Source organism: Vibrio sp. R12-SW3-ISO1, assembly GCF_059834005.1.
The window spans coordinates 67,663-82,045 of record NZ_JCBDGK010000041.1; the positions used below are offsets into that span (position 1 = coordinate 67,663).

General features: G+C 49.1%; 11 protein-coding genes. 6 read left to right on the top strand and 5 right to left on the bottom strand.

The genetic code is table 11. The annotated features are described in order from the left end of the window. Positions 1–212 precede the first annotated feature (212 nt). The gene (locus AC6R0R_RS12060) at positions 213–3,302 is read left to right on the top strand and encodes an EAL domain-containing protein (protein WP_500626858.1); all 3,090 of its coding nucleotides are present in this window, start codon (positions 213–215) and stop codon (positions 3,300–3,302) included. Between the two features lie 33 nt (positions 3,303–3,335). Here AC6R0R_RS12060 and pgsA read toward each other — a convergent pair whose 3' ends face one another. The 3 genes from pgsA to uvrY all read right to left on the bottom strand — a co-directional run bounded on the left by pgsA (position 3,336) and on the right by uvrY (position 6,448). Further along, entirely contained in the window at positions 3,336–3,893 is a 558-nt protein-coding gene (pgsA, locus tag AC6R0R_RS12065; RefSeq protein WP_500626859.1) for a CDP-diacylglycerol--glycerol-3-phosphate 3-phosphatidyltransferase, read from the bottom strand. A gap of 78 nt (positions 3,894–3,971) precedes the next feature. Beyond that, positions 3,972–5,804 carry an excinuclease ABC subunit UvrC gene (uvrC, locus tag AC6R0R_RS12070; protein ID WP_500626860.1) on the bottom strand — a complete coding sequence of 611 codons (1,833 nt, stop codon included), beginning with the start codon at positions 5,802–5,804 and terminating at the stop codon, positions 3,972–3,974. Beyond that, a complete protein-coding gene (uvrY, locus tag AC6R0R_RS12075) occupies positions 5,804–6,448 on the bottom strand; it encodes a UvrY/SirA/GacA family response regulator transcription factor (protein WP_334550669.1) in 645 nt (214 codons plus the stop codon). Before uvrY ends, uvrC begins: the two co-directional genes overlap by 1 nt. Before the next feature lie 360 nt (positions 6,449–6,808). Here uvrY and AC6R0R_RS12080 point away from each other — a divergent pair, with 360 nt between their 5' ends. From AC6R0R_RS12080 to AC6R0R_RS12090, 3 genes are all read left to right on the top strand, one after another. Next, complete coding sequence (locus tag AC6R0R_RS12080; protein ID WP_334550671.1) at positions 6,809–7,294, top strand: DUF3015 domain-containing protein; 486 nt, start codon at positions 6,809–6,811, stop codon at positions 7,292–7,294. A 141-nt stretch (positions 7,295–7,435) separates the two neighbouring features. Continuing rightward, positions 7,436–9,298, top strand: a complete 1,863-nt coding sequence (locus tag AC6R0R_RS12085; RefSeq protein WP_500626861.1) for an Lnb N-terminal periplasmic domain-containing protein — start codon at positions 7,436–7,438, stop codon at positions 9,296–9,298. Positions 9,299–9,393: 95 nt separating this feature from the next. Further along, positions 9,394–11,757 (top strand): DNA polymerase II, encoded by a 2,364-nt coding sequence (locus tag AC6R0R_RS12090; protein WP_500626862.1) that lies wholly within the window; start codon positions 9,394–9,396, stop codon positions 11,755–11,757. Here AC6R0R_RS12090 and AC6R0R_RS12095 read toward each other — a convergent pair. After that, positions 11,754–12,521, bottom strand: coding sequence for a nucleotidyltransferase family protein (locus tag AC6R0R_RS12095; protein ID WP_500626863.1), 768 nt, complete (start codon positions 12,519–12,521; stop codon positions 11,754–11,756). The two genes, AC6R0R_RS12090 and AC6R0R_RS12095, sit on opposite strands and share 4 nt — an antisense overlap. A gap of 139 nt (positions 12,522–12,660) precedes the next feature. Here AC6R0R_RS12095 and yeiP point away from each other — a divergent pair, with 139 nt between their 5' ends. Continuing rightward, on the top strand, positions 12,661–13,227 hold the full coding sequence (gene yeiP / locus AC6R0R_RS12100; protein ID WP_334550677.1) for an elongation factor P-like protein YeiP: 567 nt from the start codon (positions 12,661–12,663) through the stop codon (positions 13,225–13,227). A 1-nt stretch (position 13,228) separates the two neighbouring features. Beyond that, on the top strand, positions 13,229–13,549 hold the full coding sequence (locus AC6R0R_RS12105) for an HI1450 family dsDNA-mimic protein (protein ID WP_500626864.1): 321 nt from the start codon (positions 13,229–13,231) through the stop codon (positions 13,547–13,549). A gap of 111 nt (positions 13,550–13,660) precedes the next feature. On the opposite strand, the gene ihfA is transcribed toward AC6R0R_RS12105, so the two are convergent. Then, positions 13,661–13,957, bottom strand: coding sequence for an integration host factor subunit alpha (gene ihfA / locus AC6R0R_RS12110; RefSeq protein WP_334550680.1), 297 nt, complete (start codon positions 13,955–13,957; stop codon positions 13,661–13,663). Positions 13,958–14,383: the final 426 nt, after the last annotated feature.

Sequence of the window (14,383 nt, forward strand, 5' to 3'; positions counted from 1 at the left end):
TTTACCGCCAAAACTTTCAAAATTAACTATTTTCTGTTCAATTTCCGCCAATTCTTTACCTTGTTTCTGTCTGTTTCGTTGTCAACCAAATCGACACCAACTGTGCGCTAGGCCCCGTACCCTCTTGCACAGAGCGTGAGCCAAGAAACAAAATCTTGCTTTGCTGCTCGTTCGACACTGAGTTCTATATAGAATGAAGTTCTAAAAAGAATATGGCGGAGAGAAAAGCCCCAATGCAGCGACCAGACAACCTTATTCCAACGCGACCGACGCTGGGTATCATCATGCCGGTGCTGAGTGGATTTTACATGGGTGAGATAAACGCGACCCTCAGGCAGCTTGCCTTTGAGAACAATATCAACCTGATGTTTATTCGCAGTGGCGATCATCCAGAGTTCGATTTACCCGTCGGTTTTCTGCATTTAGATGGCATCATTGTATTGCTCGGTTGCGCCAGTGAACGTTTGGTTGAACATGCCCTCTCTCTCAACATTCCCGTCCTTTCAATGGGTGGGCATTATTCATTGGACGTTGAACACTTTTTTAGCGACCAAGCTCAGGGAATCACCGCCCTCTACCAGCATCTCACCTCACTTGGTCACCGCCAGATAGGCTTTTGTGGCGATTTTACCGTTGATGACATTCGACAACGTTTCTCTGCCTATAAAACCATCCAACAGGCCTATGGTCACCCTGCCAGTCAAGCGATGATCTTCGAAGTCAACAACTGCTCGCTGGCCGGTGGCCGTGAAGCAGCGGTGCTTTATCAACAGCGCCAATCACCGTGTAGCGCGATTATTTGTGCCACCGACCACAATGCGATTGGAATGATAGAACAGCTTGAACACAAGGGCCTAAAGGTACCGCAGGACATCGCGGTGGTTGGTGTGGACAATGTCTTTCTTGGCGACCACACTACTCCACCGCTCACCACTGTCGACCAAAGGCTTGAGACGCTCACTCGAGATGTTTTCTTTCGAGCCCTTAAGCGGATGCAAGGTGCACCCTATTCAAGAATCAGCACATCGCTCGAGCAACAGTTGATTGTGCGGCGCTCTTGTGGCGTTGAGCCTCGCGAAGATCGCAAGGCCATCGACCCCACCCTCGGCTCCCCGATTCGCCAAGCTTTACTGACCAATGAAGGGCGATCGTCGTTTGAGATTTTCGAAAACTTTTATTCCCTCGCTCAAGAGGGCTTTTCTGCCATCTTAGATGCCCAGAGTATCTATAACAGTCCGCTCGCTTGGGCATGTTTAGCCACAGGGCGTCATGGTGAGTACCACGTTGACAGTTGGGCTGAGAAAGGGATGACACATCCTAGCACGTTGGATAGTCAACATCGTATCAGCGACGGGATCGAGAGTTTTCCGTTTATCCAACACGATACCCACTACATTGCCACCATCATCCCGATCGCCACCGGAACCCAGCAGCAGTGGAAACTGGTGTCGGTTGTGGACGCCATCAGTGACGAAGTCAACATTCACTCGATGGCGATGTTCAATAACTATTTAGATATGCTGGCGCTGTTTATCGAGCGTGACGCACTGATTGCCACCAGCAAACATAACGAGCAACAATCACAGCAACTGCTAGAACAACTCGAAGTGGTGTCCAATAGCTCAAACGATGGTATTTGGGAGTGGGACATCGCCGCTAACCATTTTCGCCTCAATGGTCGTTTACTGGCGATGGTGGGTATAGAGAGCAGCCGAACCAGCGGCGTCTACCCTCTCGAACAGGTCATCGACTTAGCTCACCATGAAGATAGAGAGACGCTAAAGGAAGCGCTCAAGCAGCATCTGCGCGATCAAACCCCTTTCAAGTTGGAATTTCGCTTAAAAAGTTCGAAAGGTGAGATATTGTGGGTCAATGCGGCTGGTTCCGCCCTATATAATGCGCAGGGTCGCGCGGTGAAAATGATCGGCTCAGTCACCGATGTCACCGAGCGCCGAGTGAGCGCGGAAAAAATCCGTCAAATGGCCTATTACGACGCTCTAACAGGCGTAGCGAACCGCCGCAAGATCATTGAAGTCATGAACAGCCAACTTGCCGCCCTACCTACACAGCCCAAAGCGGTCATGTTGATGGATTTAAATCGCTTTAAATTCATCAACGATACTTTTGGTCATCATGTCGGTGACGCCTTGTTGCAACACGTCACGCAACAAATCCAAAGCACATTAGCCGCGACACATCGCATCGCCAGACTCGGGGGTGATGAGTTCTTACTCTTTTGCGATGTGGCAAACCGCGAACAAGCGCTGGCGCTCGCCAGTGATATGTTGGACGTCATCAAAAAACCGCTGCACTGCGAAGAGATTGAGCTGGTCGCCAGCGGCAGTATTGGCATTGCCATGTATCCGTGGGATGCGACAACGCCCGATGATCTCATCAAGCGGGCAGACATTGCCATGTACCAAGCCAAGCGCCAAGGTGCAACACAGCCCGCCTGCTATCGTCAACAAGACGAAGAATCCCTGTTTGATAAAGTGACCATGGAGCATCACCTCAAACTCGCGATTGAAAACCGCGAAATCGTCATGCACTACCAACCGCTGTTTTCCCCAACGGACAATCACTTTACCGCTGTGGAAGCCTTGGCGCGTTGGCACTCTCCGCAGCTTGGACACGTTGCGCCGCATCAATTCATTCGTCTCGCAGAGGAAATCAACCTGATTGGTGCTCTGGGTAAGCATCTGATTCATCAGGTGTGTCGCGACATCAAACAGTCCGTCAGCCTTAACCGCTACCAGCATGTCTCTGTCAACTTGAGTGCAAAGCAGTTAATCCAACCCGACTTCGCCCATGAGCTGCTCTCCATCATTCATCATCACCACCTTCCTGTCAGCCGCTTTTGTTTTGAGGTCACAGAAACCGCCGCCATCACAGATTTCGACGCCTGCTTACAAGCGCTCACCACCTTGAGCCAAGCGGGCGCGAAAATCTCACTCGATGATTTCGGCGCCGGCTTCTCCTCTCTCTCTTTACTGCAAAAACTGCCGATTGATGAGATAAAAATTGACCGCTCGTTTGTCAAAGACATCGTGTTTAACGACAACGACCTAAACTTTGTCTCGACCATCGTCGTGATGGCGAGAGGGCTTGGGCTGCGCGTCGTGGTAGAGGGCGTGGAAACCACCGCGCATTTGGATAAACTCACCAAACTGGACGTGGATTTCTTGCAAGGCTACTGTTTTGCGATGCCGAGCCCTATAGAGCAACTCAGTCACTACGTTCCGGCGCAACAACCCGCCTTGACTGAACCTTCAGCATTAGAAACAACACAGCCCGTCGATTGACGGGCTGTGTGCGTGAATAATGAACGTAATGGATTAATGATGTTCTTCGTCGAGTAGATCGTCTTTGGCGGCCAACAAATATTGCGCCATCGACCAGTAGGTAAGAAACGTCGCGACGTATAATGCCGCGTAGCCGAGCCAAATCATCCAATCATCGTAACGCCAAATCAGAACCCAAAGCGCAAACATCTGGCTCACCGTCTTCACTTTGCCAACCCAAGAGACGGCGACACTGGCGCGTTTGCCAATTTCCGCCATCCATTCACGTAATGCAGAGATGATGATCTCTCGGGCAATCATGGTGACAGAAGGGATGGTCACCCAAATGGAGTGAAAGTGCTCGGTAATCAGAATCAAGGCGGTTGCCACCAGCACTTTGTCCGCAACAGGATCGATAAACGCCCCAAAACGGGAAGTTTGACCCAGTTTTCGCGCCAACATGCCATCTAACCAATCGGTGAACCCTGCCACAAAGAAAATCATTGCCGCCGCGAATGGAGCCCACGCGTAAGGAAGATAAAATGCCACGACGAAGATGGGAATCAAGAAAAGTCGCAACAAAGACAGTAGGTTCGGAATGTTTAAACGCATATTTATTTAAGGCTCTTTTTGTGTGCGTACGGCTGGCAATCCGCCGTTTTGGCGGGCTCTTATGTTGCGGGATTTTTCTTATTGTTTCAATGCTTGATAGATGTTTTCTGCCAAAGAGTGGCTGATGCCCGGAACTTTGGCGATTTCTTCAACAGTTGCACGTTTGAGCTCTTGTAAACCGCCCATGTATTTCAGCAGCGCCTGACGACGTTTCGGTCCGATGCCTTCAATGCCTTCAAGTGCACTCGTACGGCGTGTTTTACCACGTTTCGCACGATGCCCGGCAATCGCATGATTGTGGCTCTCATCGCGAATGTGCTGCATCAAATGCAAAGCAGGCGCGTCACCGGGCAAGTTGAACTCTTCACCATCGGTGGTGATTAAGGTTTCTAGGCCAGGTTTTCGTGTCACCCCTTTCGCAATACCAATCAGTTTGGGTCGCTTTGGCCAATCCCCCCAGTATTGCGAAATGATGTCATGAGCTCGGTTAAGCTGACCTTTACCACCGTCAATAAAGACAATGTCGGGGATTTTTTCGACATCAAGCTGCTTGGCGTATCGGCGCTCAAGGGCTTGCCCCATCGCGGCGTAATCATCGCCACCGGTGATCCCGGTAATGTTGTAGCGCCGGTACTCTTGCTTCAAAGGGCCTTCGTGATTGAATACCACACAAGAGGCAATCGTACTCTCACCCATGGTGTGTGAGATATCAAAACACTCCATTCGGGCGATCGTCTCCATACCCAATACCTCCCGAAGTGCTTTGAAGCGCTGGGAGATGGTCATTTTATGGTTGATCTTGGTGGTGATTGCCGTCAGTGCATTGGTGTTCGCCAGTTTGAGGTAGCGACTCCGTGTCCCTGTCGGTTTGGTGTGAAAATGGACTTTACGACCTAACCGCTCACTGAGCGCAGTTTGCAACGCTTTGGTTTCGTCACTTAACCCCGCATTTAAGATAATACGCGTCGGTACGGTGCGTGCTTCATTGTGCGCGAGGTAGTACTGAGTCAGGAAACTGTGAAAGACTTCTTGTGCATCCGTCTCTGCTGGGATCTTAGGAAAATGGCTTCGAGAGCCAAGTACCTTGCCTTGGCGAATCATCAAGATGTGGATACACGCGATGCCTTTCTCTTGAGCAAAACCCAGTACATCCATGTCGTCCATCGAATCTTCAGAGACAAATTGCTGCTCTTGCACACGGCGGATGGCTTGAATCTGATCGCGAAACTTAGCCGCATCTTCAAAGCGCAGTGACTGACTCGCCTGCTCCATTTTTTCCACCAGCGTCGAGAGCACTTGGCTGTCTTTGCCTTGTAAGAACAAGCGCACGAGATCAACCAACTCTTGATATTCCGCGTCAGAAATAACGTCACTGACACAAGGTGCAGCACAGCGACCAATTTGGTACATCAAACAAGGGCGGGTGCGATTGCTGTATACCGTATCCTCACATTGACGAACCGGAAAGATCTTCTGAATCAGATGCAACGTTTCTCGAACAGCACCAGAGTCAGGATACGGACCAAAATACTCACCTTTACGCTTTTTCGCCCCACGATGCATTGAAAGCCGCGGGTGCTTATGACCACTAACAAAAATGTACGGATAGGATTTATCGTCACGCAATAGCACATTGTACTTAGGCAAATACTGCTTGATGTAATTGTGCTCAAGAATAAGGGCTTCCGTCTCCGTGTGCGTAACGGTGACATCTATCTTGGCGATATGACTAACGAGCGCACGAGTCTTCTCGCTATCCACATTTTTGCGAAAATAGCTAGAGAGGCGCTTTTTGAGGTCTTTAGCTTTGCCGACATAAATAACCTCAGCCTCGGTGTTGTACATGCGGTACACACCGGGCTGATTGGTCACAGTCTTAAGGAAGGTTACCGAGTCAAACGTTTGTGTCACTAGAGGGTCTCGGTGTCGAGCATTCCATGTCGTATCGCTAGGTGCGTCAATTCAACATCGCCACTGATGTGCAGCTTATTGAACAAACGGTAGCGATAGCTGTTTACCGTTTTGGGGCTAAGATTGAGTTGTTCGGAAATGTCCGTCACTTTTTGCCCCTTGGTGATCATCATCATGATTTGCAGCTCACGCTCTGATAAATCAGCGAATGGATTTTCAGAGGCGGGTGAGAATTGGCTTAATGCCATCTGCTGCGCTATCTCTGGTGAGATGTAACGCTGACCACTGTGAACAACGCGGATCGCGTTGACCATTTCATCAGGACCTGCACCTTTGGTTAAGTAACCGGCAGCTCCCGCTTGCATCACTTTCGTTGGAAACGGATTTTCCGTATGAACAGTCAAAACAATGATTTTTACATCTGGATTGAATCGCAGGATTTTCTTTGTCGCTTCTAAGCCACCAATACCGGGCATATTCATATCCATCAAAATGACGTCTGCATGATTGCTACGACACCATTTTGCTGCATCTTCACCGCTTACAGCTTCCCCTGCTACGTTCATTCCACGGACGTCTTCAATAATACGTCGTATCCCTGTGCGAACCAGCTCGTGATCATCTACAAGGAAAACATTTATCAAACTTGTATCTCCACACTTTTAACTTGGCTCTGCACCCACTTATACAGTGGATAACAGCATGGCTGCCTAGTTTAACTCATTTTGGTTTTTATTGCCTGCACTGAATATGTGCCCAAACGCAAAGTTTAGCAAGAACTTATTTTCATAACTGTTGGACTGCACTTAATTAACCTAAAAATCAATAGTTTGACACTATTTAAAACGATAGATTCTCAACATTTGGAGCATGAATACTTTATTCGTAGCTATGCATTGAAAATGCAATCAATTTCAGCTATTCATAAAAAGGATGTAACGAATTGCGTTGCATAACCTTCGTTGGCATTAAGCTGACGAACCATAATGATATAAGGATATGGTATGAAAAAGCTTCTCGCAGTGGCAGCACTGGCTTCAACTCTTCCTCTCTCAAACGTCGCAATGGCCGATTCTGATATCGGTTGTGGTCTAGGTACCATGATTTTTGATGGTCAATCTGGCAAAGTCTTCAAAGTGCTAGGCGCCACAACAAACGGTACGTTCGGTAACCAAACCTTTGGTATTACATTTGGTACATTGGGATGTGATGGCAACGGCACGATCAACTCAGCCCAGAAATTAGCCCTGTTTATCGATGGCAACATGGACAATCTTGCGCGTGACATCGCGAAAGGCGAAGGTGAAACGCTCGCGACACTTTCTGAAGTGTGGGGCATCCAAGAATCAGATAAAGGCGCGTTCAATACGCTAGCGCAAGAGAACTTCTCGCAAGTATTCCAGTCTGAAAACGTCACCTCTGAAGAGGTGTTCACCAACCTCAACGCCTTGGTCTCAAGCGACCAAACACTGGCCAACTACGCGATTTAATCCTCGCTTAAAAGGCGCTGCACGCTTGTGTGGCGTCTTTTATCCTCTCAAACTTGTATTGAATATCACTGTAACACTCGTATTATCAGCATGTTGGCGTTAAAGTCATCGCAAGCCGATTTAGGATCTCCCCGACCAACTATGAAAAAACTGATGCCACTCACTGGCGCTTTACTTGCACTTTCTTCCCCTCTTTGCTTGGCGCAAGCCGAGTCGCCGACCGAGGTCACACTAGACATCGCGACGTTAGCTCACTCTTCATATTGGCATAAACTGGGCCACTATCAGAGCAATTGGTCTGGCCGTATAGAGAGCCAAGTGGATTCGGACGAATTCTTTTTCTCTGCGCAAGGTAAGCGATCGCCAGAGCGAGAGCTTGAGGCGACTATTCATGCGTTCTATCAGCAGGAGGAAGCACAAGCCCACATTGCAAGGTGCCAATTTCCCGCACGCTTTACTTGGCTTGAAGAGCAACAAGGACGACGAGCGACGCTCGACTGCCCGGAGTTGGAGACATGGAAGGCGGTACTGGATCCTCAAGGACTCACACTGGTGTTTCCTACTGCTTTTATGAATAACCCGTCCTCCATGTTTGGCCACACCCTGCTGCGCGTCGACGCCAAAGACCAGACGCGTCATAAAGAATTAGTGGCGTTTGCGGTGAATTTCGCCGCGGAGCCGGAAACGCAAGACAACGCAGCACTCTATGCGATGAAAGGGTTGTTTGGCGCTTATCCAGGTCGCTATACCGTGATGCCCTATTACAGAAAGGTGAGGGAATACAATGACATCGAGTCGAGAGATATTTGGGAATACCCCCTCAACTTAACAGAAAATGAAGTGGAACGGGTCTTACTGCATCTCTGGGAAATGCAGCAAGCTCAATTTGATTACTATTTCTTGGATGAAAACTGCTCTTACCAACTGCTCGCTCTTTTGGAATTGGCTCGTGAAGATCTCTATTTAGTCGATCAGTTCCCCGTTCAGGCCATTCCTTCGGATACAGTCAAAGCCCTCGCGGCGCAAGATCTGTTAGCCGCGCCCCAGTATCGTGCGGCCTTTGGTACACGCTTACTGCATCAATCGCAGTCGATGAGTGATGAGCTCTTTTCTGCGGCGCAACTTGCAAAAAGAGGCATCTACCCAAGCGCATCAGAATACAGTGATGCAGAACGTGCGGCGATCCTTGAATTCGCCTATGAGTGGCTTAACTTTGAGCTCTACGACCAAGGGTTAGAGCGCGACCCTACCGCCAAACAGCTCACCGACCTCTTGTATCAACGCAGTATCATTAAAACCCCCTCACCCTTCAGCGACGTCCCCGTACCTAGCGTATCGCCTGAACATGGGCATGGTTCTGCGCGTGTCGGGCTAGGCTACCGCTACTCCGATCTCAACCGTCATCGGCTGACCTTAGATTGGCGCGCCGCGTATCATGATCTATTAGACTCGCAAGCTGGATTTATTCCCGGCGCACAAATTAGCTTTCTTGATGCGCAAATGAGCCTTGATGACAACGGCACAAGCCGGTTAGAGAAGCTGTATATTATTGATGCAATGGCGCTTGCGCCGAGTAATCGCGTCTTCAGCAGTTGGGCATGGAATATTCGCACAGGCTTTGACAGACAGCCCGATAGCACCAACACGTCCGGACGCTGGTTTGGCCAAGGGGGAGTGGGAAAGGCATGGGGGGATCCCAATCTCGTACACGGCTATGCGCTGCTCTCCGCTGAATTAAGTGGTGGTGCGCTGACCGACTACCAAGCTACCCTCGGCGCAGGGGCCGAGGTGGGTCTGCTCTATCAAATCAATCAGGCGCATAAAGTGAGCGTGCAGGGCCAGTACCTCAGTCTGTTCGATTCTCCTGCCTCTCACAAAGCGCAAGCCAGTACCCACTGGCATTGGTCCATGACGTCAGATTTCGCCCTTCGCAGTGAAGTAAGCTACCGGCACTGGCATCGTGACGAGCTTCTCGCGCAGTTGACGGCTTACGTTTATTACTAGCGTTATCACTTAGCCGCCTGTGCTACACTGGTCGAGCATGGCCCATCACAGCATCCAATTGGGGTTATCATGCTCACCAAGGAACACGCTTTACTATGACCATTCAACACGGTTTTTTACTGACACGCCAAGCACGCGATGTTGGACGCCGCACTCAAATTGACCTCTGGCTCTCTACCGCGCAAGGGCCGATGCAACTGGTCATTGTGGGCGAAAAACCCGTGTTCTTTATCCCGCAATCGCATATAGACCAAGCGCGCGAGATCAACTTACAGCATGGGTTCGATGCCACTATCCAACCCCTCGAACTGAAAAGCTTTACCCACACCCCTCTCGCGGCTTGCTACAGTGCCACCATTCAAACGGCGACGGCCTTCAGCCAACAGTTGAAGCAGCAAGATGTCCTCGTTTTGGAAGACGACATCCGCCTTGCGGATAGATTCCTCATGGAACGATTTATTCAGGGTAGCGTAGAGTTTGTCGGTCACGTAGAGCAAAAGTCAGGCTATGTTCGAGTCAGCAACGCCAAATGTCGCCAAGGCCAATACACCCCAACACTCCATGTGGTGTCGCTTGATATCGAATGCTCCGAAAAAGGCCTTCTATATTCGATCGGGTTAGACAGCCCCAAAGACAGTCGCGTGATTATGGTGGGAACGCCACAAGCCGCCGATACTCCGATAGAGTGGGTCAGTGATGAGAAAGCCCTCCTCCAAGCTCTGGTTCACTGGTTCCAAACCTATGATCCCGATGTGGTCATCGGATGGAACGTGATTGATTTTGACTTTCGCTTGCTCGATAAACGAGCCCAATGGCACAAGATGGCGCTCTACTTAGGGCGAGGCAACCAAAAAGCCTACTTCCGCTCATCTGCATCGACCGGCCAAGCGTTCATCTCGATCCCCGGTCGCGTCGTCATGGACGGTATCGACACGTTAAAAACCGCGACTTATCACTTTCGCAGTTGGTCATTGGAGTCCGTTTCTCAGGAGCTTCTTGGCGAAGGGAAACAGATCCACAACGTCCATGATCGCATGGATGAAATTAACCACATGTTTCGACACGACAAACCCTCTCTCGCCCGCTACAACCTGCAAGACTGTGTATTGGTCAATAAAATCTTCGCCCATACCCATTTGCTCGATTTTGCCATCGAACGATCGCGGTTAACCGGTGTTGAGTTGGATCGCGTCGGAGGCTCTGTCGCCGCATTCACCAACCTCTATCTACCGCAGATCCATCGCGCCGGTTACGTGGCTCCCAACTTACAGCCTGAGAACTGGCTAGCCAGTCCCGGGGGCTATGTGATGGATTCAATCCCGGGTTTGTACGATTCGGTGCTGGTGCTGGATTTTAAAAGCCTCTACCCTTCGATCATTCGCAGCTTTCTGATTGACCCAATCGGGCTAGTCGAAGGGCTGAAGCTTGAGGTAGGTAAAGAGGCCCACCAAGCGGTCGAAGGCTTTCGCGGCGGCCAGTTCCACCGCAGCACCCATTTTCTGCCTACCATGATTGAAACCTTGTGGGCCGCACGCGATAGAGCGAAGAAAAACAATGAAAAGGCCTTTTCTCAGGCCATTAAGATCATCATGAACTCCTTCTATGGTGTATTAGGCTCGTCGGGCTGCCGCTTCTTTGATACACGCCTCGCCTCTAGCATCACCATGCGCGGCCACGAAATCATGAAGCAGACCAAACGCCTGATTGAGTCCCAAGGCTATCAAGTGATCTACGGCGATACCGATTCGACCTTTGTGTCACTAGGGACAAGCTTAAGCCAGCAAGAAGCTGATGCGATAGGCCAGCAACTGACCACACACATCAATGCGTGGTGGAGTGAGCATCTTAGCCAAGAATACGGTTTAACCTCGATGCTTGAGCTGGAATACGAAACCCATTACAAAAAGTTTTTGATGCCAACGATTCGCGGCCAAGAAACAGGATCGAAAAAACGCTACGCAGGATTGATTGTCACCGAGAGCGGCGAGCGCCTGGTGTTTAAAGGATTAGAAAGCGCCCGTACAGACTGGACGCCACTGGCACAGCGCTTTCAAAATGAGCTCTATCGCTTAGTCTTTCACGGTGAGGATCCGTGTCAATACGTTAGAGATTGTGTCGAGCAGACGTTAGACGGGCGCTTTGATGAGGAGTTGGTGTATCAGAAAAGGCTACGGCGCAAACTTCATGAGTATCAAAAGAACATTCCGCCTCAAGTGCGAGCCGCTCGAATGGCGGATGAAATAAACGCGCAACTTGGTCGACCTTTGCAATACCAAAACAAAGGCCGAATCGAGTACCTCATCACCACACAAGGGCCTGAACCCAAAGAGTATCGAAAGAGTCCGATTGATTATCAGCACTACATTGATAAACAACTCAAACCCGTCGCAGATGCAATTCTGCCCTTTATCGGGCTCGACTTTGCACGCTTGAGTGAGCCTCAACTTGGCTTGTTCTAACCGATTTTAAATTCCGTCTTTTGGTACTGTTTGACCAACCAATCACCAAAGGAATCCAACAGACCCACCACAGAGCGTTTAGGGATAACACGCCCAGACAGTAAAATCCCCAAGCGCTCAATGTCGAGCTGCTTTTCAGGATGGTAGCGTAAGAATTGCTGGCCGCACTCAATGGGATCATCGAACCACTGTTTGTCTCGAACCATCACCAATGAGTAGCTTGCTCGGAGCAGCTTTTTGGCGATGATGATTTGAGCATGACTTTGGTCTTCGGGTTTGTTGCTGCGCGCAATTCGATTGCGGTACACGGCAATCCAATCCTCGACGTCCATGTTCCACTGCTTAGCGATTTCCCAACTCGGCTCATAATCGCCAAAGCACTCCGAGAGATCTTCACCATGAATACACACCGCGCAATGACGCAATAAAAATCCCCAAGAAAGAATACCCTCTAAACTCGCCACCTCACTGGCTAAACCAGTTTTAAAAGCAACCCCAGTAATAAACGGATAACGCTTTTGAAAGTGAAATTTGATGGTATTAAACAGAGATGACCGCGAATCGCTAAAAGAGCGATGCGTAATCACGATGACATCCATATTGGACTTCCCTTCGATCGCCGTTTTACGCGCCACACTGCCATAGAGATAAACGCTGTGGAGATTGTCACCCAGTCCACTTTGTAAATAGGCCATCAGCTCCCCTATTGCAGGCTGATAACGAGCTTGGAACGGTTGAGTTGGGTCGATAACGGGAAGAGGCATGTGGTAACAGTCTGAACTTATTGTCAATCAATGGTGACTTTAATGATCGCTCACACGCTCTGTGCAATCAAGTTATTCCTTCTCAAAGAATAACTGATATATAATGCGCCAAAATACACCCATATAAAGGAAAACGTTCATGCCTAAGGCAAGTGAGCTAAAGAAAGGTTTTGCGATTGTATCTAACGGCAAAACGCTACTCATCAAAGATATTGAAGTGACGACTCCTGGCGGTCGCGGCGGTTCAAAAATTTATAAACTGCGTTGCACTGACCTCACGACTGGTGCTCGCGTTGATGAGCGCTACAAGTCCGATGACGTACTTGACACTGTCGACATGTTCAAACGCGCCGCAGCATTCTCATACGTTGATGGTGACGAGTACATTTTCATGGACAATGAAGATTACACTCAGTACACCTTTAAACGCGATGATATCGAAGATGACTTGCTATTTATCACTGAAGAGATTCAAGGCTTACACGTGGTTTTAGTCAACGGCAACGCGGTTGCACTTGAACTGCCCGCTTCAGTTGAACTTGTGATTGAAGAGACCGACCCATCGATCAAGGGTGCGTCAGCATCTGCTCGCACCAAGCCTGCTCGTTTCTCGACTGGCCTTGTCGTGCAAGTACCTGAGTACATAGCCACTGGCGATCGCGTCATCATCAACACTGCTGAACGTAAATACACAAGCCGAGCGTAATATGTCTGATCTAATTTCTTACGATGACACCATTGACACGGCCTACGACATCTTTCTAGAGATGGCTCCCGATAATCTTGAGCCCGCAGATGTGATTCTGTTTACGGCGCAATTTGATGACCGTGGTGCTGCCGAACTGGTTAAAACCGGAGAAGATTGGGCGGGCCATGTTGGCTTTGATGTCGACAAAGAGACGTATGCAGAGGTTCGGGTTGGACTCGTCAATGAAGACAATGACGTGTTGGATGACGTATTCGCGCGTCTATTAGTCAGCCGCGATCCAGAACATAAGTTTTGCCACATCCTGTGGAAGCGCGACTAACCCCCACTCTTGTATCGCCATGGCATAAAAACAAAAATCCCCGAGTCAAAGACTTGGGGATTTTTTATGGAATTCGGACTGCCATCATCGCACAGGGCGCTGTTTGTCAGATCAACCTTCTGTTTTCACGTTTTCAACTCGGGCTTTCAGTTTTTGCCCAGGACGGAAGGTGACTACACGGCGTGCACTGATAGGAATGTCTTCACCAGTTTTCGGGTTTCGACCTGGTCGTTCATTCTTATCACGAAGATCAAAATTTCCGAACCCTGACAGTTTTACCTGTTCGCCACTTTCTAGAGCTTTACGAATCTCTTCGAAAAACGCTTCAACCGTTTCCTTGGCATCCCGTTTACTGTATCCAAGCTTTTCAAACAGGTTTTCAGCCAAATCGGCTTTTGTGAGCGCCATAAAACTTTCCTCAAAGCTGTGTTAAACATAGTTGCGCCAAGGCAACACCCAGTACTTTCGGTAAGCCAATCAACAACATATCGGCGTTACTTTGAAAAGTGTATGCCAAGCTTCTGATTTTCGCCAACTTTTTTATCTATCTGCCTATCACTTGGCGAGAAAGTCAACGGTAACGAAACGCTAAGCATCAGAATTATAAATAGATTTCACCGCAACTTAGCAATCAATCATGCCAAAATTCTGTGAAAAAATCGTCCGATTTTAGTGAATAATGTCATTTTGATAATTAAATCAACAACCCAACACTTAAATAGCGTTAGGTCACAAAATTATCGCAAGCCAGATTTTGTTGCATCGCGCATCGAACCACGCTCATCATTTCTTGGAATTAAGATCCAACCAGAATATTAACCAAGTTGCATTAGT